Source organism: Curtobacterium sp. ME-Dv--P-122a, assembly GCF_030209645.1.
GTDB lineage: Bacteria > Actinomycetota > Actinomycetes > Actinomycetales > Microbacteriaceae > Curtobacterium > Curtobacterium flaccumfaciens.
The window spans coordinates 22367-44165 of sequence record NZ_JARVRO010000009.1; the positions used below are offsets into that span (position 1 = coordinate 22367).

Genomic DNA, 21799 nt, shown 5'->3' on the forward strand with positions numbered 1-21799 from the left:
CTCCAGGGCAGTGTCGTCGAACCCGGTCGATGCCCCCTGGTGATCTCAACGAGGAGACAACGCTGTGAAGACAACACGCTCCAGGGTGCGGTTCGCATCCGTTGCCGGGGTCGCCGTCATCGGCCTCGTGCTCACCGGCTGCTCGAGCGGGAGTTCCGGCACCGGCTCGGACGACGCCAAGAGCGGCCAGGACAGCCGCGGCCCCATCACCTACGTGCAGGGCAAGGACAACTCGAACGTCGTCCGCCCGCTCATCGCGAAGTGGAACAAGGCCCACCCGGACGAGAAGGTCACCTTCAAGGAACAGTCCGACCAGGCCGACCAGCAGCACGACGACCTCGTGCAGCACTTCCAGGCGAAGGACGAGAACTACGACGTCGTCGACGTGGACGTCGTCTGGACCGCCGAGTTCGCCGCCAAGAGCTGGCTGACGCCGCTGACCGGCGACATGGAGATCGACACCTCGAAGCTCCTGCCGTCGACGGTGAAGACCGCCACCTACAACGACACCCTCTACGCCGCTCCGCAGACGTCGGACGGCGCGCTGCTCTACTACCGCAAGGACCTCGTCAAGACGCCCCCGACGACGTGGGACGAGATGATGGACGACTGCAAGATCGCGAAGGACGCCGGCATCGGTTGCTACGCGGGGCAGTTCGCGAAGTACGAGGGCCTGACGGTGAACGCCTCCGAGGCGATCAACGGCTCCGGCGGTTCGGTGCTCGGCAGCGACGGTGCGCCCGACGTCGACACCGACAAGGCGAAGGCCGGCCTGCAGAACCTGGTGGACGCGTTCGAGGACGGGAACATCCCGGCCGAGGCGATCACCTACCAGGAGGAGCAGGGCCGCACCGCGTTCGAAGCCGGCAAGCTGCTGTTCCTGCGCAACTGGCCGTACGTCTACAGCCTCGCCAAGACCGACGGCTCGTCGAAGGTCAAGGACACCTTCGGCATCGCGCCGATCCCCGGTGCCGACGGCGTCGGCGCCTCCACGCTCGGCGGCCACAACGCGGCGATCAGCGTGTACTCGAAGCACAAGGCCACGGCGCACGACTTCCTCGAGTTCCTGACCTCGGACGAGACGCAGAAGTTCTTCGCGACCCAGGGCTCGCTCGCCCCGGTCGTCGGTGACCTGTACACCGACCCCGAGCTGACGAAGCAGCTGCCCTACCTGCCGACGCTCCTGAAGTCGATCGAGTCGGCGGAGCCGCGCCCGGTCACGCCGTTCTACCCGGCCGTCACGAAGGCGATCCAGGACAACACCTACGCGGCGCTCAAGGGATCGAAGTCGGTCGACGAAGCCATGAAGGACATGCAGGACGCCCTCAAGTCCGCGACCAGCAGCTAGCGGCTAACACCGCTTGATGGACGGGAGGCCCGTGGCGGGTCCGCCACGGGCCTCCCGTCCGCCCCCTACTTGCGTTCCGACACCCCCGGCAAGGAGGCCGACACGTGTCAGCAGCAACCGAGATCCCCGCAGCCATCCCCAACCCGACGGGCACGGAACCGAAGCGCCAGCGGCGCAAGGGCGGACTCAACGCCGAGCACGGCCGGTGGGCCGTGTACCTCATCGGCCCGACGATCGTGCTCCTGGCGATCGTCATCGGCTACCCGGTCGTCAGCGCGGTCATCCAGTCGTTCCAGCTCGACCAGGGCCTCGACAAGGCCACCGGCCTGTTCGTGCAGGGCGGGTTCGCCGGCATCACGAACTACGCGCACTGGCTCGGCCAGCAGTGCGGCAACGTCACGTGCCCGCCCGGTAGCCTCGGCTCGCAGTTCTGGGTGTCGATGGGCAACACGTTCTTCTTCACCGTCGTCACCGTGCTCGCAGAGACGGTCATCGGCGTGTGGATGGCCATCATCATGAACCGCAACTTCAAGGGCCGCGCGCTCGTCCGTGCCGCGATCCTGGTGCCGTGGGCGATCCCGACGGCCGTCACCGCGAAGCTCTGGTACTTCATCTTCGACGCGAACGGCGTGCTGAACCACGTCCTCGGGCAGCAGATCCTGTGGACGAGCGGCGAGTGGGCGTCCCGGTGGGCGGTCATCATCGCCGACACCTGGAAGACCACGCCGTTCATGGCGCTGCTCATCCTGGCGGGACTGCAGCTGATCCCGGAGGAGGTCTACGAGGCCGGCAAGATGGACGGCGCGTCGACGTTCCAGCGCTTCGTGCTCATCACCCTGCCGCTGATCAAGCCAGCGCTGATGGTCGCGATCCTGTTCCGCGTGCTCGACGCGCTGCGCATGTACGACCTGCCCGCGATCCTCACCGGCGGTGGCGGTGGTTCCGGCAACGCCACCACGACCCTGTCGATCCTGGTCGTCGAACAGATCCGGCAGGGATTCAACTCCGCGTCGGCCCTGTCGACCATCACCTTCCTGGTGATCTTCATCGTGGCGTTCGTCTTCGTCCGGTTCCTCGGCGCCAACGTCGTGCAGACGCAGGCCGCCCAGCAGAAGGGTGAACTCAAGTGACCCTCGCAGCAGACCGCCCGCGGTCCTCCGCAGCAGCACGCGACCGCGCCGTCGACCGCACCGAGGTGCGCGTCCGCCGCGACACCGGGCCGCGCATCCGCACAGCCGTGCAGGCGATCGTCATCGCCGTGTGGTGCCTCCTGCCGTTCTACTGGATGGTGGTGACGAGCTTCCGCGACGTCGGGTTCACGTTCGACGCCACCCCGTGGCCGACGCACGTCACGCTCGACAACTACGCGACGGCGTTCTCCACGTCGCTCGGCAACCACCTCGGTCGGGCGCTCGCGAACAGCCTGCTCATCGGTGGGGTCGTGACGATCATCGCCCTGCTCGTCGGCACCACGGCGGCGTACGCGCTCGCCCGGCTCGAGTTCCGCGGCAAGTCGCTCATCGCCGGCGCGATCCTGGCCGCGTCGATGTTCCCCGGCGTCGCCCTCATCTCGCCGCTGTTCCAGCTGTTCACCGACATCGGGTGGATGGGGTCGTACCAGGCGCTCATCCTGCCGAGCATCTCGTTCGTGCTGCCGCTGACCGTGTACACGCTCGCGTCGTTCTTCCGCGAGATGCCGTGGGACCTGGAAGAGGCAGCCCGCATCGACGGGTGCACCCGGGTGCAGGCGTTCCGGCGGATCATCCTGCCGCTCGCGGCGCCCGCGGTGTTCACCACGGCGATCCTGGCGTTCATCTCGAGCTGGAACGAGTACCTCATCTCGTCGCAGCTGTCGAGCGACGCGACCCAGCCGGTGACCGTGGCGATCGCCTCGTTCGCCGGGTCGCAGCCGCACCAGGAGCCCTACACGGCGGTGATGGCCGCCGGCACGATCGTCACGATCCCGCTCGTCATCCTCGTGCTGATCTTCCAGCGGCGCATCGTGGCGGGGCTCACCGCCGGCGGCGTGAAGGGCTGACGACCATGGCCCAGCGCGGACCCACCCGTCCCACCGCCCACATCGAAGAGTCGATCGGCTTCGTCGGGATGTTCGGCGTCCTGTTCCTCGGCGTCACGGTGTTCTGCGAGCTCACCGGGCGACCGGCGCTCGGCTGGGCGCTCACCCTGCTCGTGTGCGTGCTCGGCGTCGTCGCCCTGGACCGGTGGCGGGTCGCCGTCCTCCGCCGGACCGCACCGCAGGACGGCACGGGTGCGTCCGCTCCCGGGGGCGTCGGTGCTGCGCCCGCGGTCGCCCCGGTGCACACGTCGGTCACCGACCCCACCGGTCGCCGACCCCGACCCGGCGCGGACGGACGGGTGCACCAGCACGCGGGCTGGGACGAGGTCGCACCGGCTGCACGACGGCCGGCGCGCCCCGCACGGGTCCCGCAACGCCGGGCGGGCCGCGGCGTGCCCGCGGTGGCGGCCCGACGGGGTGGACCCGACACACCGGCGGACGTGACGCACGGCACGGACGGCTGACGGGCCTCCCGGGTCGCACCGATGGGGATCCAGGAGATCGCGACCGTCACGGGGCTGTCGAAGTCCACCGTCTCGCGGGCACTCCGCGGCATGTCGAACGTGGCCGACACCACGATCGAGCAGGTGCAGCGGGTCGCCGACGAACTCGGGTACGTCCCGAGCTCGGCGGCGGCCGGCCTCGCCACCGGGCGTCAGCGCGCCGTCGGGGTGGTCGTGCCCGTCATCGACCGCTGGTTCTACGTCAAGGCACTCGGCGGTGTCGACGCGGAGCTCCGCCAGGCCGGGTACGACCTGGTCCTCTACAACCTCGGCGGCCCGGGCGGCGACCGCGACCGGGCGTTCCGACGCTCGATGCTGCGGCACCGCGTCGACGGCCTCGTGCTGCTCTCCCTGGTGCTCGACGCCACCGAACGGGCCGAACTCGAACTCAGCCGGCACCCCATCGTCGTCATCGGCGGCCCGGCACCGGGTCTCCGGAACGTGGGCGTCGACGACCGCGAGGTCACCCGGATCGCGGTCGAGCACCTGCACGGCCTCGGCCACCGGCGCATCGCCTACGTCGGCGGGCAGGACGAGGCCGGCATGAACGTCGCCGTGCCGCACCTGCGACGGGAGGGGTTCCTCGACGCCGTGCGGTCGTCGGGACAGGCCGTGCCGGAACGGTGGTCCCTCGACGGCCGGTTCTCGTTCGCCGGCGGGACCGCCGCCGGGGCCGTGCTGTTCGCCGAACCGGCGTCGGAGCGACCGACGGCGGTGCTCTGCGCCTCGGACGAGATGGCCCTCGGTGTCCTCCTGGCCGCACGCCGAGCCGGACTCGCGGTCCCGGAGGACGTGTCCGTGATGGGGATCGACGGCCACGAGTACGGCGCCACAGTCGGACTCACCACCGTCGCGCAGGACCCGGTGGCCCAGGGACGCACCGCTGCACGGGCGGTGCTCGCCGAGGTCGACGGCGGTGTCGCCGGCCCGATCGCGGCGGCACCGGCGCACCTGGTCGTCCGCGCGACCACGGGACCCCGCCCGCACGGTCCCGCGTAGGGTCGCCCGCATGGAGGTCACGAAACTCGAACACGCCTGCCAGATCATCACCGAGGGCAACACCCGCCTGGTGCTCGACCCCGGCAACTTCACCCGCCCGGTCGACGTCACGGGTGTCGTCGCCGTCGTCGTGACCCACGAGCACCCGGACCACGTCACGCCCGAACAGCTGCACCGGATCCTCGCCGCCAACCCCGACGCCGTGGTGTTCGGCCCCGAAGGCGTCCGCGCGGCGCTCGCCGACTCCGGCATCGCGGTCGAGGTCGTGACCGACGGCGACCACCGCACCGTCGGCCCGTTCGAGCTCTCCTTCCACGGCACCCGACACCAGCTCATCCACTCCTCGGTGCCGATCGTCGACAACACCGGCGTGCTCGTGAACGGCCAGCTGTTCCACCCGGGGGACTCGTACACGGACCCGGGGGTCCCCGTCGAGGTCCTCGCAGCGCCCGTCGGGGCACCGTGGCTCAAGGTCGGCGAGATGATGGACGCCGTCGCGGCGATCGCGCCGTCCCGCGCGTACCCGATCCACGAGGCCACGCTCTCCGACGTCGGCTACGACATGCACACGGGGCGGCTTCGGGAGGCCGTCGAACCCGCGGGGTCGCTCGTCGTGCTGCGCCCGGGGGAGTCGCTCACGATCTGACCGCGCGGGGCGGCGTGGGGCGGCTCCCTGCTCGCTTCGTGAGCAGAACGGGTCGGGTGGGCGTGACCGACGCGACCGTTCCTGCTCACGAAGTGCGGCTCCGGACGTGCGCGCGGTCGGATGGGAGGCCCGTGGCGGGCCCGCCACGCGCCTCCCGTCCGGGGGGCGGTCGCGTCCACGGCCGCGCGACCGATGCGCACGCAACGGATGCGTGTGCAGAATGCGACAGAACGCGCGTCGTTCGACCGGTGTTCCGTCGGAATCTGCACGCGCAGCGAGCGCCGTATGCCGGGCGCAGCACGACGGCGCACCCGGGCGACACGCCCCGTTTTGGTACGGATGCAGGGCTTGTGCAATACTTGTCGAGTTGTCGGAACGGCCCCATCGTATAGCGGCCTAGTACGCTGCCCTCTCACGGCGGTAACGCGGGTTCGAATCCCGCTGGGGTCACCAGCACACGAAACCCCCGCCGAGCTCCTGCTCTGCGGGGGTTTCGTCGTCCCGTCCGACAGACGGTGTCGACCCGGCTCGGCACATGTGCGCATCCACACACCGTCCAGGTGCGGGCGATCGCGGGCGCCGCGGGTGGGGCGGTACGCTGTCGACGTCGCCAGACCCGGCAGTGGGGCCTGCCGGACCCAACCGCGCACCAGCCGCCAACGGTCCCTATCCCGAACACCGCACGCACGGAGACGATCCGGCGTGCTCGGCGATAGGAGTACCGATGACCGATGAGCGCCCACCACACCTGCGATGGGGCTTCATCGCCCTGGTCGCCCTCGGCGGCGCGATCGGGACGGCCGTTCGCGCACTCCTCGCCGCGGCGTTCCCCGCGCACGACGGGATCAGCTGGACCATCCTGGGGATCAACGTCGTCGGGGCGTTCTGCCTCGGGTTCCTGCTCGACGCGCTCGCACGCCGCGGCCCGGACGTCGGTCGTCGTCGTGCGGTCCGGCTGTTCGTCGGCACCGGCGTCCTCGGCGGATTCACGACCTACAGCACGCTCGCGGACGACACCGCGCAGCTGCTCGACCTCGGGCGCTGGACGGCGGGCACCGGGTACGCGCTGCTGTCGGTCGTGCTCGGACTCGTCGCGGTCGTCCTCGGTCTGTGGGTCGCTGCAGCCACCCGCACCCGCCCCGAACCCCGAGAGGACGCCCGATGACCCCGGTGGAACTGGTCCTGGTCGCCGTCGGCGGCGGAGCCGGCGCCGCGCTCCGCTTCGTGCTCGACGGGCTCGTCAAGGGCCGCGTCGCCGGGTCGCGGTTCGCCGGGTTCCCGGTCGGGACCCTGCTCATCAACGTGTCCGGATCGCTCGTGCTCGGGGTCCTGACGGGCCTCGGGCAGGCCGGCACCATCCCCGCCTCGACGGTCGCTGTGCTCGGGACGGGCATGATGGGTGGGTACACGACGTTCTCGACGGCGAGCGTCGAGACCGTACAGCTCCTCCGATCCGGCAAGACCCGGCTCGCCGTCCTGAACGGCCTCGGGATGCTCGTCGTCTCGGTCGGCGCAGCTGCGCTCGGCCTCTGGATCGGAAGGAACTCATGACCTCGGAACGCCCCGGCGAACTCGTCCTCGTCCGTCACGGAGAGACGGAGTGGTCGAAGAGCGGGCAGCACACCGGCCGCACCGACATCCCGCTCACCGACAACGGTGTCGAGCAGGCGAAGCGCGCAGGCCGGTACCTCGGGGACCGGTCGTTCGCGCTGGCGCTGTCGAGCCCGCTGCAGCGCGCCCGCGACACCGCGCACCTGATCGGCGTCGAGCCGGAGCTCGACGAGGACCTGTACGAGTGGGACTACGGCGCGTACGAGGGCCTCACCACCCCGCAGATCAAGGTGCTGCGCCACGGGCCGTGGGACCTCTGGACCGACGGCGTCCCCGCCGGCGACACCCCCGGTGAGAACGCCGCCGAGGTGCGGGTCCGCGTCGAGCGCATCCTGAACCGTGCCCGTCCGGTGCTCGCCGAGGGCCACGACGCGGTGTTCATCGCCCACGGCCACGTGCTGCGGGCACTCGGTGCCGCGTGGATCCGGCTCGCGCCGCAGGACGGCGCCGTGCTGAAGCTCGGCACCGCCTCGGTGAGCATCCTCGGCTACGAGCACGGCCGCCCCGTCATCGACGCTTGGAACATCCAGCCGCGCGACTGACGCGGGGGTGAGGCGGACGGGCTCGCGAAAGCGACAGACCCGCGGCACGCGGTGCCGTCCCGTCCGCGAGGGCGACAGATCCCCGCGGTTGTCCCGCAGCGATCTGTCGCTTTCGCAGGAGGCAGTGGTCGCGACCACGGCCGGACGGGAGGCCCGTGGCGGCGCCGCCACGGGCCTCCCGTCCGCCGTCCGCGCACGTTCCTTCCCCTGTCACGCGCGATGGCAGGCGGAATCGGGCATTCCTGGTCGAAAGGAACGACCTGGTACGCCCGATTCGACCCGGTACGCCCGATTCGACCAGGTACGCCCGGTTCGACCAGGCACGCCCGGAACGACCGGGCGCGTCAGACGGTCCGGATCGCGCTCGTCGCACCGAGGGCACGGCCGCGCCGGCGCTCGATCGCACGCCCGACGAGCAGCAGCCCCACGCTGACCACGGCACCGAGCACGGTCTGCGCGATGCGGTCGAGCGCCAGCAGCTGGGGCGCCTCGGGCAGGCTCAGCCACGACACCGCCAGGGCGAGCGGGGTGAGGAACAGCAGGCACACGGCGTAGTTCCGGGCGACGAAGATCTCGGCGAAGAACTGCCCGACGACGGCCAGCACGACGATCCACCACGCCGACGGCTCGAGCAGCAGGATGCCGACCGCGATCACGGTGCCGCCGATCGTGCCGACCACACGCTGCCCGGCGCGGACCACGGTGTGCCGCTGGCGGATCGCCGGCAGGGTCGACACCACCGCGATGACCGCCCAGTACGGGTGCCCGAGCCCGGGGATCGACTCCGCGACCGCACCCGCGACGAGGGACCCGACGACGTTGAGCGCGACGGTCTCCCAGAGCGCCGGCGTGCGCAGGACCGCGAGCGACCGGTGCTTGCGGTCGGCCAGCGGGCGGAACCGGTGCGGGGCGTGCGGGTGGAGCACCCGGCGGAGCACCGCTCCGGACATCGCGACCAGCCAGGCCCAGACCACCGAGCAGACGATGATCGTCGTGACGAGCGGGACGTCCGCCGGGCGCATCGGCACGAGTGCGGAGACGACGAACGCGAACACCGGGAAGATCGGCTGCGCGGGGATGGCCCGGAGTGTGGAGAGGGTGCAGACCGCGACCACCAGGACGACGACGAGACCCACGGCCTGCAGCCAGAGCGGCGACCCGACGAGCCCGACACCGATACCCGCGAACATGCAGAGCGCCTGCAGTGCGCCCGCGACACCGGTGGTGACGGCACGCTGCCGGTAGGGCTCGGTCGCACCGAAGATGGCGGTGAACCCGGCGAACATGGCGAAGGCGGCGTACCCCGGCATGCCGAGGGCGATGAGCAGCGCGAGCGGTGCGCCACCGGCGATCGCAGCGCGTGCCGCGCCCTCGAGGTTGATGGTCCGGGTCGAGTGCGCAGGTGTCGTCATGTCGCCACCATCTTCCCACCGCGACAGGTGTCGGGGAGTCGCCACGGGCCTCCAGGCCGTGCCGTCACGGGGTGACGGGCGTGCGACGGCGAGGTGACGGACCCGTGACGGGCGGGGTGCCGCGCGTTGGTATACCAATGGTAGAGTCGCCTGATCGCGCCGCGGTCGCGGCGCAACGACGAGGACGAGGAGGGCTGAGCTCATGGGAAAGACGCTCGCCGAGAAGGTGTGGGACGACCACGTCGTGGTCAAGGGCGAGGACGGCAACCCCGACCTCCTCTACATCGACCTCCACCTCGTGCACGAGGTGACGAGTCCGCAGGCGTTCGACGGCCTGCGGCAGGCCGGGCGACCGGTGCGTCGCCTCGACCTGACGATCGCGACCGAGGACCACAACACCCCGACGCTCGCCATCGACCGCCCCATCGCGGACCCGACGAGCCGGATCCAGATCGAGACCCTCCGTCGCAACTGCGAGGAGTTCGGCGTCCGGCTGCACTCCCTGGGGGACAAGGAGCAGGGCATCGTCCACGTGGTCGGTCCGCAGCTCGGCCTGACCATGCCCGGCATCACCGTGGTCTGCGGCGACTCGCACACCAGCACCCACGGGGCCTTCGGCGCGATGGCGTTCGGCATCGGCACGTCCGAGGTCGAGCACGTCCTCGCCACGCAGACCCTGCCGCTCAAGCCGTTCAAGACGATGGCGATCACGGTCGAGGGCACGCTGCGCCCGGGGGTGACGGCGAAGGACATCATCCTGGCCGTCATCGCGAAGATCGGCACCGGCGGCGGCCAGGGCTACGTGCTCGAGTACCGCGGCTCCGCCATCCGTGCGCTCTCGATGGAGGGCCGCATGACGATCTGCAACATGTCGATCGAAGCCGGCGCCCGCGCCGGCATGGTCGCCCCCGACCAGACCACCTACGACTACGTGCAGGGCCGCGACCACGCGCCCACCGGTCAGGACTGGGACGACGCCGTCGCCTACTGGGAGACCCTCGCCACCGACGACGACGCCGTGTTCGACGCCGAGGTGTTCATCGACGCGGACGAGCTCGAGCCCTTCGTCACCTGGGGCACGAACCCCGGCCAGGGCGTCTCGCTGTCCGAGAGCGTGCCGGACCCGGCCGCCTACAGCGACCCCAACGACCAGGCCGCCGCACGCCGCGCCCTGGAGTACATGGACATCACCGCCGGTACCCCGATGAAGGACATCGCCGTCGACGCGGTGTTCATGGGGTCCTGCACGAACTCACGCATCGAGGACCTGCGGGCCTTCGCGTCGATCATCAAGGGCCGCACCAAGGCCGACGGCGTCCGGGTGATGGTCGTACCCGGCTCCGCCCGCGTCCGGCTCGAGGCCGAGGCCGAGGGGCTCGACAAGGTCTTCACCGCGTTCGGCGCCGAGTGGCGGTTCGCCGGCTGCTCGATGTGCCTCGGCATGAACCCGGACCAGCTGGCACCGGGGGAGCGCTGCGCCAGCACCTCGAACCGCAACTTCGAGGGGCGCCAGGGCACGGGCGGCCGCACGCACCTGGTGTCGCCGCTCGTCGCCGCCGCCACCGCGGTGCGCGGCACGCTGTCGAGCCCGTGGGACCTGGAGACCGACGACGAGATCGCGGCGGCGACGTCCGCCACCGCCACCGAGGGGACCTTCTGATGGACAAGATCACCACCGTCACCGGCATCGCCGCGCCGCTCAAGCGGTCGAACGTCGACACCGACCAGATCATCCCCGCGGTCTACCTGAAGCGCGTGACGAAGACCGGCTTCGAGGACGCCCTGTTCTCCGGGTGGCGTCAGGACCCCGACTTCGTCCTGAACCAGGAGCGCTACCAGGGTGCCCGCGTCCTGATCGCCGGCCCCGACTTCGGCACCGGGTCGTCCCGCGAGCACGCCGTCTGGGCGCTCCGTGACTTCGGCTTCTCGGTCGTGATCTCGCCCCGGTTCGCGGACATCTTCCGGGGCAACGCCGGCAAGCAGGGCCTGGTCACCGCGATCGTGACCGAACCGGAGGTCGAGCGCCTGTGGGCCGCCATCGAGGCGAACCCGGGCATCGAGGCGACGGTCGACCTCGTGACGCAGCGCGTGTCGCTGGGGGATGTGGACGTCCCCTTCGAGATCGACGCTTACACTCGTTGGCGGTTGATGGAAGGGCTCGACGACATCGGGCTCACCCTCCGTGACGAGACCTCGATCACGGAGTTCGAATCCCGCCGCTCCAGTTGGCGGCCGAAGACATTGCCGGTGAAGTAGTGAACTCTCTCGTACAGGACGCAGCGGCCGCAGGGGCGCGCGTGGGCCTCAAGTCGGACGAGATCGTCATCCGCGGGGGCAAGCCGCTCGTGGGACGCATCGAGGTCCGTGGGGCGAAGAACCTCGCGACCAAGGCCATGGTGGCGTCGCTGCTCGGTGACACCCCGTCGATCCTCCGTGACGTGCCGGACATCTCCGACGTCAAGGTGGTCCGCGGGCTGCTCGAGGTGCACGGCGTGCGCATCACCGATCCTGCACGAGGCGAACTCATCCTCGACCCGTCGCGGGTCGAGTCGGCGCACTTCGCCGAGATCGACGCGCACGCCGGCTCGAGCCGCATCCCGATCCTGTTCTGCGGTCCGCTGCTGCACAAGCTCGGCGAGGCGTTCATCCCCGACCTCGGCGGCTGCCGCATCGGCGACCGCCCGATCGACTTCCACCTCGACGCCCTCCGCGCCATGGGTGCGGTCGTCGACAAGCAGGTCAACGGCATCCACCTGACGGCCCCGGACGGCCTGAAGGGCGCCTCGATCGAGCTGCCGTACCCGAGCGTCGGCGCCACCGAGCAGGTCCTGCTCTCGGCGACCCTCGCCAAGGGCGTCACGGAGCTGCGGAACGCCGCGATCGAGCCCGAGATCATGGACCTCATCGCGATCCTGCAGAAGATGGGCGCCATCGTCTCGGTCGAGCCGAACCGCGTCATCTTCATCGAGGGCGTCGAGTCGCTCCGCGGCTACACGCACCGCGCGATCAACGACCGCAACGAGGCCGCGAGCTGGGCCTCCGCCGCGCTCGCCACCAACGGCGACATCTTCGTCGAGGGCGCGAACCAGCAGGAGCTCATGACGTTCCTCAACGTCTTCCGCAAGGTCGGCGGCGGGTTCGACATCCAGGAGGACGGCATCCGGTTCTACCGCGAGCTGGACACCCTGAAGCCCGTCGTCATCGAGACCGACGTGCACCCCGGCTTCATGACGGACTGGCAGCAGCCGCTCGTCGTCGCGCTGACCCAGGCCGACGGTCAGAGCATCGTGCACGAGACCGTCTACGAGAACCGCTTCGGCTTCACCGACGCGCTGAACGAGATGGGTGCCGACATCGTCGTGCACAAGGAGGGGCTGCCCGGCCACGACCGCCGTGTCGCCCGCCGCCCGTTCGAGCAGGCCGCCGTCATCACCGGTCCGACAAAGCTGCACGCCGCGAACGTCCGCGTCCCCGACCTGCGCGGCGGGTTCAGCCACCTCATCGCGGCGCTGACCGCCGACGGCGAGTCGCACATCACCAACGTCGGCATCATCAGCCGCGGCTACGAGCACTTCATCCCGAAGCTGCGCAAGCTCGGCGCCGACTTCGACTTCGCTGGGTAGGCACAGTGCCGGTAGAAGGAAAAGGCGACGGTCTGGAGGCCCGTGGCGGCTCCGACGCGCAGGTCGCGACCGGCCTCCCCGTCCGTGGGCGCCGGTGGCGCCGCGGCGAGCTGAACACCGCGTTCCGGATCGTCGCCTCGATCGTCATCCCGACGTTCCGATTCTCGGCGCGCTACCACTGGCACGGACCGAATCGCCTGCCGGCGGAGGGCGCGTTCGTGCTCGCGCCGAACCACTTCACGAACATCGACCCCCTGGTCGTCGGCACCGCCGTGTACATCTCGAAGCGGGCGCCGCGCTTCCTCGCGAAGGCGTCGCTGTTCAAGGTCCCCGTGGTCGGCAAGCTCATGTCCGGCATGGGGCAGATCCCGGTCGAACGCTCCGGCCGGACGCGCCTGAGCGACCCGCTCGGTGGCGGCCGGTCCCTGGTCGAGCAGGGTGGGGCGATCATCGTCTACCCCGAGGGCACGCTCACCCGCGACCCCGACCTGTGGCCGATGCGCGGCAAGACGGGCGCGGTGCGGATCGCGCTCGAGAACGACGTGCCGCTCATCCCGATGGCCCACTGGGGCACGCAGAACATCATGGCGCGGTACGGCAAGAAGCTCCGGCTGTTCCCGCCGTCCCGCGTCGACGTGATCATCGGTGACCCGGTCGACCTGTCGGCGTACCGCGGTCGGCAGATCGACCAGCAGATGCTCGGCGAGGCCACCGAACTCGTCATGCGCGAGATCACCGCGCTGCTCGAGGTGCTCCGTGGCGAACGGGCACCCGCGACCCGCTGGGACCCGGCGGCGAACAACCAGAAGGAGACCGGCCGGTTTGAGTGACCTCCGACCCCACGACGACCGACCCGACCCCGCCGCCGCTGCTCCGGGGGCCTTCGACACCGCCGCGATCCGGGTGGTCATGCAGTCGACCGACAAGCCCCGGGTGGCCGTGATCGGTGCCGGCAGTTGGGGCACCACGTTCGCGAAGGTGCTGGCCGAGGGCGGTGCGTCCACCGTGGTGTGGGCCCGACGCCCCGAGGTCGCCCGCGAGATCACCGAGACCAAGCGCAACTCGGACTACCTGCCCGGCATCAACCTGCCCCGGACCCTGACCGCCTCGACGTCCCTCGAGCGCGTGCTCGACGGCGCCTCGCAGGTGTACGTCTCGGTGCCCTCGCAGACCCTGCGCTCCAACCTCGCCGCGATCCGCGAGCTGCTGCCGGCCGACGTGCCGGTCGTCAGCCTGATGAAGGGCGTCGAGAAGAGCACGGGTCTGCGGATGAGCGAGGTCCTGCTGCAGGGCCTCGGCATCGACCAGGACCGCATCGCGGTGGCCAGCGGCCCGAACCTGGCGCTCGAGATCGCCCGTCGGCAGCCGACCGCCGCCGTGGTCTCGTCGTCCTCGCTGGAGACCGCCACCGACGTCGCCGCCGTCGCGACGAACCCGTACTTCCGGTCGTTCATCAACACCGACGTCATCGGCACCGAGTTCGGCGGTGTGCTGAAGAACCTCATCGCCGTCGCGATCGGCATCGTCGACGGGGTCGGGTACGGCGAGAACACCAAGGCCTCGATCATCACGCGCGGCCTCGCCGAGATGACCGACTTCGCGGTGTCGCTCGGCGCGCAGTCGTCCACGCTGTCCGGGCTCGCGGGCCTCGGCGACCTCATCGCCACGTGCCAGTCGCCGCTGTCGCGGAACAACACCGCCGGGCGGTTGCTCGGCCAGGGCTACCGGTTCGACGAGGTCGTCCGCCAGATGAACCAGACCGCGGAGGGGCTGGCCTCGGTCGCCCCGATCCTCGAGCTGGCCGCGGCGAACGGCGTCGACATGCCCATCGTCAGCCAGGTCGGCGAGGTCCTCGCCGGTAGGCTCGATCCGCGCAACATCGCGCCGCACCTCACCGAGACCGACGAGCCGCAGGGCGAGTGACCGGTCCCGCACCGAGTCACGAAGGGACTCCCGTGCCCACGATCCCCGAGGGAACCCCCATGCCCAGGACCACCGTCGCCGTGCTCTTCGGAGGTCGCTCGAGCGAGCACGAGATCAGCTGCGTGACCGCCGGCGGCATCATGGACGTCGTCGACCGGGCCGAGTACGACCTCGTGCCGATCGGGATCACCCAGGACGGTGCCTTCACGCTGCAGTCGGACGACCCGGCGCAGTGGACGATCCGCGACGGTGCGCTGCCGACCGTGCCCGACAACGGCACGCGGATCGCGTTCCCGACCTCGCCGGCCACCAACGAACTCGTCGTGTCCCACCCCGACGGCACCGTCACCGCGATCCCGGTCGACGTGGTGTTCCCGATCCTGCACGGCCCCTTCGGCGAGGACGGCACGATCCAGGGCCTGCTCGAGATCGCCGGGCTGCCCTACGTCGGCGACGGCGTGCTCGCGAGCGCCCTGGCGATGGACAAGCACGTCGCCAAGGCCGTGCTCGAGCACGCCGGGCTGCGGGTCGCCCCGTGGACTCCGGTGCTCCGCCGGCAGTGGGCGGCCGACCCGGTCGACGTCGCCGAGACGGTAGCGGCACACGGCTGGCCGCTGTTCGTCAAGCCTGCCCGAGCGGGATCGAGCATGGGCGTCTCGCGCGTCGACGAGCCGTCGCAGCTGGGTGCGGCCATGGACCTGGCGTTCGAGCACGACTCAAAGGTCATCGTCGAGCCCCGTGTGATCGGGCGGGAGGTGGAGGTCGCCGTGCTCGAGGGCCGTGACGGTGTGCCGCGCACGAGCCTGCCGGGCGAGATCGTGGTGGCCGAGGACGGCTTCTACGACTTCGCCTCGAAGTACCTGGGCGGCGACGAGTCGCTGCTCTGCCCGGCACCGCTGACCGACGACGAGACCGACGAGATCCGCTCCATCGGTGCCCGCGCGTTCGAGGCCATCGGTGGTTCGGGGCTCGCTCGTGTCGACTGCTTCCTGACCGACGACGGCTTCGTCGTGAACGAGGTCAACACGATGCCGGGCTTCACGCCGCTGTCGATGTACCCGCGCTGCTGGGCGGCGTCGGGGGTTTCCTACGGCGAGCTGATCACGGAGCTCATCGAGCTGGGTCGCGCCGCAGTCCGCTGACCAGTTCGGTCAGCCCTGCACGTCGGCGGGGTCGAGGCACTGGTTGGGTTGGCGCTGCCCCGTCCGCTGGATCAGCCCTGCACGTCGGCGGGGTCGAGGCACTCGTGTCCGTCCTTCGGCAGTGACGACACGGCGTCGGACAGCTCCTGCACGACCGATGACGTGGTCTTCGTCGAGTCGACCACGACCTGCACGGCCGGTGACCGACCGAACGTCGTGTAGACGACCTGGTCGCCGCGGTCGTCGCGGATCCAGTCGACGCCGCCCTGCGAGAAGCACGGCAGGTCGGACACGGTGGGGACGGCGACACCGCAGTGGTAGATCGCCACCTCGGGGTCGCCCCAGGCTGCTGTGGCCTGCGCGTTCGTGTTCCGCAGGTCGAACTTCGAGTCCACGGTCGCGGGCAGTCGGACCTGCACGGCCGCGCACGCCGCTGCGTTCGCCGAGGGGGCTGCGGACATCGACACGGCGTTCGTGCACCCGGTCAGCCCGGCGGCGAGGGCGATCACGGCCCCCACGATCGCGAGGGTCCGAGGGGTGCGGCGCGCGGTGTCCATCGCCGTCCAGGCTACCGTTCTCGTGTGGATGCGACGGACGACGCCTGGGCCGGACCGACGGTGGGGGAGCTCGGCGAACTCGTCGTCCTCGACCGGATCACGAGCCGTCTGCCCGCGGGGACGCCGATCCTCGGCCCCGGTGACGACTGCGCGCTCGTGGCCGCCCCCGACGGCCGCTTCGTCGTGACGACGGACATGATGGTCCACGGTCCGGACTTCCGGTGGGCGTGGTCGTCGCCGACGGACATCGGCTGGAAGGCGGCCGCCACGAACCTCTCCGACGTCGCCGCGATGGGTGCCGTGCCGAGCGGCCTCGTGATCGCCCTCGCCGCACCGCAGGACACCCCCGTGGCCGTCCTCGAAGGCATCGCCGACGGCTTCCGGCTCGCCGTCGACGCACTCGCGCCGGGGTGCGGGGTCGTCGGGGGAGACCTCTCCACCTCGGCGACGTTCACCGTGGCCGTCACCGCCTTCGGTGACCTGCTCGGCCGCGCGCCCGTGCTGCGGTCGGGCGCGGGCGTCGGTGACGTGCTCGCGGTGTCCGGCGAGCTCGGACGTGCCGCCCGTGGGCTGTCCCGGCTGTTCCGCGACGGCGTCGACGACCGGGGCGAGCCGGACCGCACCGCGACGGTCGTGAGCTGCGCGGACGTCGACCCCGACGTCGGACGCCAGCGCCGCCCGGTGCCGCCGATCGCTGACGGGCCGCTCGCGGCCGGGGCCGGGGCCACCGCGATGCTCGACCTGTCCGACGGCCTGGCGATCGACGCCGGTCGGCTCGCTCGTGCCAGCCGGGTGACGCTCGAACTCGATGCCGCCGCCGACCTCGACGAGGTCGCGCTGCACGGTGGCGAAGACCACGGACTGCTCGCCACGTTCCCGGCAGGCACGGCTCTGCCCGGGGGCTTCCGGCGCATCGGTGTCGTGCGCGAGCGTGGGGACGCGGACCTGCTGCGTGCCGGGTCGCCGGTGCCGACGACCGGCTGGGACCCCTACGCGGACTGGGACGGCGCCGCCGGCTGACCGGGCTGACCGGCTGCCTCAGTCGGCGGCGACGGCCTCCCACGCGACGGTCTCGCCGTAGCTGCGCTTGCTGAACGGTGCGAGCCCCGCCGGCCAGGTGGGCTCGGGGGAGCGCTTGCTCCGCTCCACCACGACGACGGCATCCGGCGTCAGCTTCGGCGACAGGGCCTCGAGCACCTCGGCGAGCTCGTGCTCGGTGACGTCGTAGGGCGGGTCGATGAACACCAGGTCGAAGGTGCGGACGGTCCCGCGCAGGTACCCGAGCACCGGCTGCGGCTGCACGTCGATCCGGACGCCCGGCACCCGCTGCTGCACGGCCTTCGCGTTCGCCCGGCAGGCCTGCGCGGCGGCGGACGCCCGGTCGACCAGGACCACCTCGGCCGCACCACGGGACGCCGCCTCGAGCCCGAGCGCGCCCGTCCCCGCGTACAGGTCGGCCACCGACGTGGCCTCGACGAGCCCCCGTGCCTCGAGCGACGAGAACAGCGCCTCGCGCACGCGGTCGCTCGTCGGGCGGGTGCCGGACTTCGGCACCCGGAGCGTCAGGGAGCCGGCGGCGCCGGCGATGATGCGGGTCATGCAGCCACCGTATCGGCCCGGCGGGTCCGGTCCGGCGTTCTCCACAGGCCGCTCGGGAGGCGCGGGTGGGGTCGGTCGTGCCGGGTACCGTTGGAGCGTGGTCACCTCCGGAACCCCCGCTGCGCCGGCCGCGCCCGACCTCGGTCCGGCGCCGCTCGACGCGCGGCTCGCGAACGTGCTCGGCGGTCGGACGGCGACCGCGATCGAGAAGGCCTTCGGCTACCGCACGGTGGGGGAGTTCCTCGAGCACGCGCCCCGCCGCTACGCCGAGCGTGGTGCACTGACTGCCCTCGACTCGCTCGCGATCGGCGAACCCGTCACCATCGTCGCCGAGGTGGTCGACGTCCGTGAACGCACCATGCGCGCGCGCCGCGGCTCGATCCTCGAAGCGAAGATCGGCGACGGCAAGGGCCTGCTCACCCTCACGTTCTTCAACCAGGGGTGGCGCACGAAGGACCTCGTCCCCGGCGCCCGGGGCATCTTCTCCGGCAAGGTCAGCGACTACCGGGGTGCCCGGCAGCTCGCCCACCCCGACTACGAGCTGTTCGACCCCGACGACCCCCGCGCCACGGCGGAGCCCGGTTCCGACGAAGCGATCCGGTGGTCGCGCCAGCCGATCCCGATCTACCCGGCGACGGCCTCGCTCACGTCGTGGCAGATCGCGAAGTCCATCGGGATCGTCCTCGACACCCTGCCGGACCTGCCCGACCCGGTGCCGGCGTCCGCGCGGTCCCGGCTCGACCTCGTGCCGTTCCGCCGGGCCCTCGAGCTGCTGCACCGCCCCGAGAAGGTCGCGGACTTCAAGCGCGCGCAGGACGCCCTGCGCTACCGCGAGGCGTTCGTGCTGCAGACCGCCCTGGTGCAGCGCCGGATCGCGGCCCGTCGCACCGCTGCCACTCCGCGTGTGGCCGCCCCCGGTGGCATCCTCGAGCGCTTCGACGCCACCCTGCCCTTCACCTTGACGGACGACCAGCGGGCCGTCGGGGCCGACATCGACCAGGACCTCGCCCGCACCTGGCCCATGCACCGGCTGATCCAGGGCGAGGTCGGTTCGGGCAAGACGCTCGTGGCGATCCGGGCGATGCTCACGGTGGCCGAGTCCGGCGGCCAGTCCGCGCTCATCGCCCCGACCGAGGTGCTGGCGGCCCAGCACCTGCGCTCCATCGTGAAGTTCCTCGGGCCGGACCTCGCCGCCGAGCTCCGACCGGTGATCCTGACCGGGTCGCAGTCCACCGACGAACGGCGCCGGGCCCTGCTCGCGGCGGTGTCGGGCAGCTCACGGCTGGTCGTCGGCACCCACGCGCTCCTGGGCGACCGGGTGGACTTCGCCGAGCTGGGGCTCGTGGTGGTCGACGAGCAGCACCGCTTCGGTGTCGAGCAGCGCGAGGCCCTCCGCACCAAGGGCACGACCCCGCCGCACGTGCTCGTGCTCACCGCGACGCCGATCCCGCGCACCGTCGCGATGACGGTGTTCGGCGACCTCGACGTCTCGACCATCACGGGCATGCCGTCGGGGCGCGCCGGCGTCGAGACCTTCACGGTCCCGCTGGCGGAGCACCCCGGGTGGGAACCCCGGATCTGGTCCCGCATGGCGGAGGAACTCGCCAAGGGCCGCCAGGCGTTCGTCGTCTGCCCGGCCATCGACGACGCCCACACCGAGGACGACGGCGAGCCGGAGCCGGCCGAGGGCGAGGACGACGCCCCGAAGCGTGCCCCGGCGACCGTGCTCGCCACGGCCGAGCGGATGCGCACCATGCCCGTGCTCGAAGGGCGCTCGATCGCGGTCCTGCACGGCCGGATGACCGCCGACGAGAAGGACCGCGTGATGACCTCCTTCGCTGCCGGCGACCTCGACGTGGTCGTGGCGACGACCGTGATCGAGGTCGGCGTCGACGTCCCGAACGCGGCGATGATGGCCGTCCTCGACGCCGACCGGTTCGGGGTCTCGCAGCTCCACCAGCTCCGCGGCCGCATCGGTCGTGGGCAGTGGGCCGGCGTCTGCCTGCTGGTCACCTCCGCCGAGCTCGAGACCACCTCGCGCGAGCGCGTCGACGCCGTGGCCGCCTCGGACGACGGGTTCGAGCTCGCCCGGGTCGACCTCGAGCTCCGGCGCGAGGGCGACGTCCTGGGCGAACGGCAGTCCGGTGGACGGTCCTCGCTCAACCTGCTCCGGGTGGTCGAGCACGCCGACCTCATCGTCGACGCGCGGGAAGAAGCGGAGCGCGTGCTCGAACCCGATCCCGAGCTCGAGGGGTCCCCGGCCCTCCGTGACGCCCTCGCCCGGCGCCTCGACGAGTCCGACGCGGCGTTCCTCGGCAAGAACTGACCCGGAGCCCGACGGCCCGCGCGGTATCGTCGCTGCCATGGCGCAGATCGCGGTGGTCCCCGGTTCCTTCGACCCCGTCACCCTCGGGCACCTCGACGTCATCGGCCGCGCGGCCGGGCTCTTCGACGAGGTGCACGTCCTCGTGGTGCACAACCCCGACAAGAAGCCGGCGATGTTCGAGGCGGTCGACCGGGTCCGGCTCATCAAGGACTCGCTGGTCGAGGTCGGCGCGCCGGAGACGGTCACGGTCGGCGAGTGGACGTCCGGGCTGTTGGTCGACTACTGCCGGCGGGTCGGGGCGAAGGTCCTGGTGAAGGGCGTGCGGTCCGGCGAAGACGTCGCGTACGAGACCCCGATGGCCATCATGAACCGCCACCTGGCCGACGTCGAGACGGTGTTCCTGCTGCCCGAGGCGTCGCGGGCGCACGTGTCGAGCTCGTTGATCCGCCAGGTGTCGTCCCTCGGCGGTGACGTCACGCCCTACGTGCCGAAGACGGTCGCCGACGCGCTCGCGGCCCGCTGAGCGCGCCCGCTGAGCACGCCCGCCCAGCCCGCCCAGCACGCGCACTGCGCCCCACCGCGTCCGGACACGCCTGTCGCCACCTCGACTCTCGGCCCCGATCGCGCTAGGCTTGTCGATCGTGTCTTCCCCCGTGAACAGCCCCTACGCCCTGCGCGTGCGCGACCTCGCGCACCGGCCGGGTGAGATGCGCGAGCACTCGCTCGACATCGAGGTGCCCGACGCGATGGGGGCGGGTCTGATCGGCGTCCGACAGGGTGCCGAACTGCACATCGACGTCAAACTCGAAGGCCTGCACGAGGGCGTCCTCGTGTCCGGACACGCTTCGGCCGACGCCACGGGGGAGTGCTCGCGCTGCCTCATCGACATCAGCGAACCGATCGAGGTCGATTTCGCCGAGCTGTTCGCGTATGATGCCTCGGAGGATTTCGACTTCTTCGTTCGCGATGACCACGTGGACACCGAACAGGTCGTTCGAGATGCGGTGGTGCTGTCGCTGCCGTTCCAGCCGGTCTGCCGACCGGACTGCCCAGGACTCGACCCGGTGACGGGCGAGCGTCTGGCCGACCTCGGCGAGCAGCCCGCTCGTCAGGTGCTGGATCCCCGCTGGGCAGCGCTCAGCGCGATCGAGCTCGACGACAGCACCGACGGTGACACCACCGCACCGAAGACCACCGAGGGCGAGGAGCGGGCCGAGACCGAGTAGGTCCCGACACCGCCAGCCCCCGTACCGACCACCGACCAACCGAAAGAGATTCACCATGGCCGTTCCCAAGCGCAAGCAGTCCCGTGCGAACACGCACGCCCGTCGTTCGCAGTGGAAGGCCACGCCGATCCAGCTCGTGAAGACGATCGAGAACGGTCAGGTCACCTACAGCCTCCCGCACCGCGCGAAGGTCGTCGAGGACTCGGCCGGCACGCCCCTGTACATGGAGTACAAGGGCCGCAAGGTCGCCGACGTCTGATCGGAC

Annotated in this window: 23 protein-coding genes and 1 tRNA gene; 21 read left to right on the forward strand and 3 right to left on the reverse strand. The window is 71.2% G+C overall.

What is annotated here, in order from left to right:
• The first annotated feature begins 64 nt into the window (after positions 1 to 64).
• From QRN49_RS10705 to QRN49_RS10750, 10 genes are all read left to right on the forward strand, one after another.
• Positions 65 to 1348, forward strand: coding sequence for an ABC transporter substrate-binding protein (locus QRN49_RS10705; RefSeq protein ID WP_111029128.1), 1284 nt, complete (start codon positions 65 to 67; stop codon positions 1346 to 1348).
• Positions 1349 to 1452: 104 nt separating this feature from the next.
• Positions 1453 to 2478: a carbohydrate ABC transporter permease gene (locus tag QRN49_RS10710; RefSeq protein WP_502868999.1), complete on the forward strand. Its 1026-nt coding sequence runs from the start codon at positions 1453 to 1455 to the stop codon at positions 2476 to 2478.
• A 65-nt stretch (positions 2479 to 2543) separates the two neighbouring features.
• Entirely contained in the window at positions 2544 to 3386 is an 843-nt protein-coding gene (locus QRN49_RS10715) for a carbohydrate ABC transporter permease (protein WP_241660376.1), read from the forward strand.
• A gap of 5 nt (positions 3387 to 3391) precedes the next feature.
• Complete coding sequence (locus tag QRN49_RS10720; protein WP_284755704.1) at positions 3392 to 3889, forward strand: hypothetical protein; 498 nt, start codon at positions 3392 to 3394, stop codon at positions 3887 to 3889.
• Between the two features lie 21 nt (positions 3890 to 3910).
• Positions 3911 to 4927: a LacI family DNA-binding transcriptional regulator gene (locus tag QRN49_RS10725; protein WP_284755706.1), complete on the forward strand. Its 1017-nt coding sequence runs from the start codon at positions 3911 to 3913 to the stop codon at positions 4925 to 4927.
• 10 nt (positions 4928 to 4937) lie between these two features.
• Positions 4938 to 5573: an MBL fold metallo-hydrolase gene (locus QRN49_RS10730; protein WP_284755707.1), complete on the forward strand. Its 636-nt coding sequence runs from the start codon at positions 4938 to 4940 to the stop codon at positions 5571 to 5573.
• Positions 5574 to 5950: 377 nt separating this feature from the next.
• A tRNA-Glu gene (locus QRN49_RS10735) sits at positions 5951 to 6026 on the forward strand.
• A gap of 271 nt (positions 6027 to 6297) precedes the next feature.
• Positions 6298 to 6738 carry a fluoride efflux transporter FluC gene (locus tag QRN49_RS10740; RefSeq protein ID WP_284755709.1) on the forward strand — a complete coding sequence of 147 codons (441 nt, stop codon included), beginning with the start codon at positions 6298 to 6300 and terminating at the stop codon, positions 6736 to 6738.
• The gene (gene crcB, locus QRN49_RS10745) at positions 6735 to 7124 is read left to right on the forward strand and encodes a fluoride efflux transporter CrcB (RefSeq protein ID WP_152377728.1); all 390 of its coding nucleotides are present in this window, start codon (positions 6735 to 6737) and stop codon (positions 7122 to 7124) included. The genes QRN49_RS10740 and crcB overlap by 4 nt, the downstream gene beginning before the upstream one ends.
• Positions 7121 to 7726, forward strand: a complete 606-nt coding sequence (locus QRN49_RS10750; RefSeq protein ID WP_027465908.1) for a histidine phosphatase family protein — start codon at positions 7121 to 7123, stop codon at positions 7724 to 7726. The genes crcB and QRN49_RS10750 overlap by 4 nt, the downstream gene beginning before the upstream one ends.
• Before the next feature lie 344 nt (positions 7727 to 8070).
• On the opposite strand, the gene QRN49_RS10755 is transcribed toward QRN49_RS10750, so the two are convergent.
• Entirely contained in the window at positions 8071 to 9138 is a 1068-nt protein-coding gene (locus QRN49_RS10755; RefSeq protein WP_128780091.1) for an FUSC family protein, read from the reverse strand.
• Positions 9139 to 9340: 202 nt separating this feature from the next.
• On the opposite strand from QRN49_RS10755, the gene leuC reads away from it, so the two are divergent.
• The 6 genes from leuC to QRN49_RS10785 all read left to right on the forward strand — a co-directional run bounded on the left by leuC (position 9341) and on the right by QRN49_RS10785 (position 15826).
• The gene (gene leuC / locus QRN49_RS10760) at positions 9341 to 10798 is read left to right on the forward strand and encodes a 3-isopropylmalate dehydratase large subunit (protein WP_284755712.1); all 1458 of its coding nucleotides are present in this window, start codon (positions 9341 to 9343) and stop codon (positions 10796 to 10798) included.
• Entirely contained in the window at positions 10798 to 11394 is a 597-nt protein-coding gene (leuD, locus tag QRN49_RS10765) for a 3-isopropylmalate dehydratase small subunit (protein WP_111023957.1), read from the forward strand. Before leuC ends, leuD begins: the two co-directional genes overlap by 1 nt.
• Complete coding sequence (gene murA / locus QRN49_RS10770; RefSeq protein WP_071405672.1) at positions 11394 to 12761, forward strand: UDP-N-acetylglucosamine 1-carboxyvinyltransferase; 1368 nt, start codon at positions 11394 to 11396, stop codon at positions 12759 to 12761. The genes leuD and murA overlap by 1 nt, the downstream gene beginning before the upstream one ends.
• Before the next feature lie 5 nt (positions 12762 to 12766).
• A complete protein-coding gene (locus tag QRN49_RS10775; RefSeq protein ID WP_214542186.1) occupies positions 12767 to 13591 on the forward strand; it encodes a lysophospholipid acyltransferase family protein in 825 nt (274 codons plus the stop codon).
• Between the two features lie 79 nt (positions 13592 to 13670).
• The gene (locus QRN49_RS10780) at positions 13671 to 14684 is read left to right on the forward strand and encodes an NAD(P)H-dependent glycerol-3-phosphate dehydrogenase (protein WP_031259730.1); all 1014 of its coding nucleotides are present in this window, start codon (positions 13671 to 13673) and stop codon (positions 14682 to 14684) included.
• A gap of 59 nt (positions 14685 to 14743) precedes the next feature.
• The gene (locus QRN49_RS10785) at positions 14744 to 15826 is read left to right on the forward strand and encodes a D-alanine--D-alanine ligase family protein (protein ID WP_284755713.1); all 1083 of its coding nucleotides are present in this window, start codon (positions 14744 to 14746) and stop codon (positions 15824 to 15826) included.
• 71 nt (positions 15827 to 15897) lie between these two features.
• On the opposite strand, the gene QRN49_RS10790 is transcribed toward QRN49_RS10785, so the two are convergent.
• Complete coding sequence (locus QRN49_RS10790; RefSeq protein ID WP_111110137.1) at positions 15898 to 16383, reverse strand: DUF3515 family protein; 486 nt, start codon at positions 16381 to 16383, stop codon at positions 15898 to 15900.
• Positions 16384 to 16407: 24 nt separating this feature from the next.
• Between QRN49_RS10790 and thiL the strand changes: the two genes are divergently transcribed.
• Positions 16408 to 17403, forward strand: a complete 996-nt coding sequence (gene thiL / locus QRN49_RS10795; protein ID WP_284755714.1) for a thiamine-phosphate kinase — start codon at positions 16408 to 16410, stop codon at positions 17401 to 17403.
• A gap of 18 nt (positions 17404 to 17421) precedes the next feature.
• On the opposite strand, the gene QRN49_RS10800 is transcribed toward thiL, so the two are convergent.
• The gene (locus tag QRN49_RS10800; protein ID WP_111023963.1) at positions 17422 to 17982 is read right to left on the reverse strand and encodes an RsmD family RNA methyltransferase; all 561 of its coding nucleotides are present in this window, start codon (positions 17980 to 17982) and stop codon (positions 17422 to 17424) included.
• Between the two features lie 97 nt (positions 17983 to 18079).
• Here QRN49_RS10800 and QRN49_RS10805 point away from each other — a divergent pair, with 97 nt between their 5' ends.
• From QRN49_RS10805 to rpmF, 4 genes are all read left to right on the forward strand, one after another.
• Positions 18080 to 20308, forward strand: a complete 2229-nt coding sequence (locus QRN49_RS10805) for an ATP-dependent DNA helicase RecG (protein WP_244993152.1) — start codon at positions 18080 to 18082, stop codon at positions 20306 to 20308.
• 37 nt (positions 20309 to 20345) lie between these two features.
• A complete protein-coding gene (coaD, locus tag QRN49_RS10810; protein ID WP_284755715.1) occupies positions 20346 to 20831 on the forward strand; it encodes a pantetheine-phosphate adenylyltransferase in 486 nt (161 codons plus the stop codon).
• A 130-nt stretch (positions 20832 to 20961) separates the two neighbouring features.
• The gene (locus tag QRN49_RS10815; RefSeq protein WP_071405664.1) at positions 20962 to 21534 is read left to right on the forward strand and encodes a YceD family protein; all 573 of its coding nucleotides are present in this window, start codon (positions 20962 to 20964) and stop codon (positions 21532 to 21534) included.
• A gap of 55 nt (positions 21535 to 21589) precedes the next feature.
• Positions 21590 to 21793 carry a 50S ribosomal protein L32 gene (rpmF, locus tag QRN49_RS10820; protein WP_017888273.1) on the forward strand — a complete coding sequence of 68 codons (204 nt, stop codon included), beginning with the start codon at positions 21590 to 21592 and terminating at the stop codon, positions 21791 to 21793.
• The last annotated feature ends 6 nt before the right edge of the window (positions 21794 to 21799 follow it).

Bases quoted from the DNA above. Each gene is read 5' to 3' on its own strand.
- QRN49_RS10780 (WP_031259730.1), top strand. From the start codon at position 13,671: ATGCAGTCGACCGACAAGCCCCGGGTGGCCGTGATCGGTGCCGGCAGT.
- QRN49_RS10720 (WP_284755704.1), top strand. From the start codon at position 3,392: ATGGCCCAGCGCGGACCCACCCGTCCCACCGCCCACATCGAAGAGTCG.
- QRN49_RS10800 (WP_111023963.1), bottom strand. From the start codon at position 17,982: ATGACCCGCATCATCGCCGGCGCCGCCGGCTCCCTGACGCTCCGGGTG.
- QRN49_RS10740 (WP_284755709.1), top strand. From the start codon at position 6,298: ATGACCGATGAGCGCCCACCACACCTGCGATGGGGCTTCATCGCCCTG.
- QRN49_RS10790 (WP_111110137.1), bottom strand. From the start codon at position 16,383: ATGGACACCGCGCGCCGCACCCCTCGGACCCTCGCGATCGTGGGGGCC.
- QRN49_RS10750 (WP_027465908.1), top strand. From the start codon at position 7,121: ATGACCTCGGAACGCCCCGGCGAACTCGTCCTCGTCCGTCACGGAGAG.
- QRN49_RS10730 (WP_284755707.1), top strand. From the start codon at position 4,938: ATGGAGGTCACGAAACTCGAACACGCCTGCCAGATCATCACCGAGGGC.
- rpmF (WP_017888273.1), top strand. From the start codon at position 21,590: ATGGCCGTTCCCAAGCGCAAGCAGTCCCGTGCGAACACGCACGCCCGT.
- QRN49_RS10755 (WP_128780091.1), bottom strand. From the start codon at position 9,138: ATGACGACACCTGCGCACTCGACCCGGACCATCAACCTCGAGGGCGCG.
- QRN49_RS10785 (WP_284755713.1), top strand. From the start codon at position 14,744: ATGCCCAGGACCACCGTCGCCGTGCTCTTCGGAGGTCGCTCGAGCGAG.
- leuC (WP_284755712.1), top strand. From the start codon at position 9,341: ATGGGAAAGACGCTCGCCGAGAAGGTGTGGGACGACCACGTCGTGGTC.
- coaD (WP_284755715.1), top strand. From the start codon at position 20,346: ATGGCGCAGATCGCGGTGGTCCCCGGTTCCTTCGACCCCGTCACCCTC.
- crcB (WP_152377728.1), top strand. From the start codon at position 6,735: ATGACCCCGGTGGAACTGGTCCTGGTCGCCGTCGGCGGCGGAGCCGGC.
- leuD (WP_111023957.1), top strand. From the start codon at position 10,798: ATGGACAAGATCACCACCGTCACCGGCATCGCCGCGCCGCTCAAGCGG.
- QRN49_RS10725 (WP_284755706.1), top strand. From the start codon at position 3,911: ATGGGGATCCAGGAGATCGCGACCGTCACGGGGCTGTCGAAGTCCACC.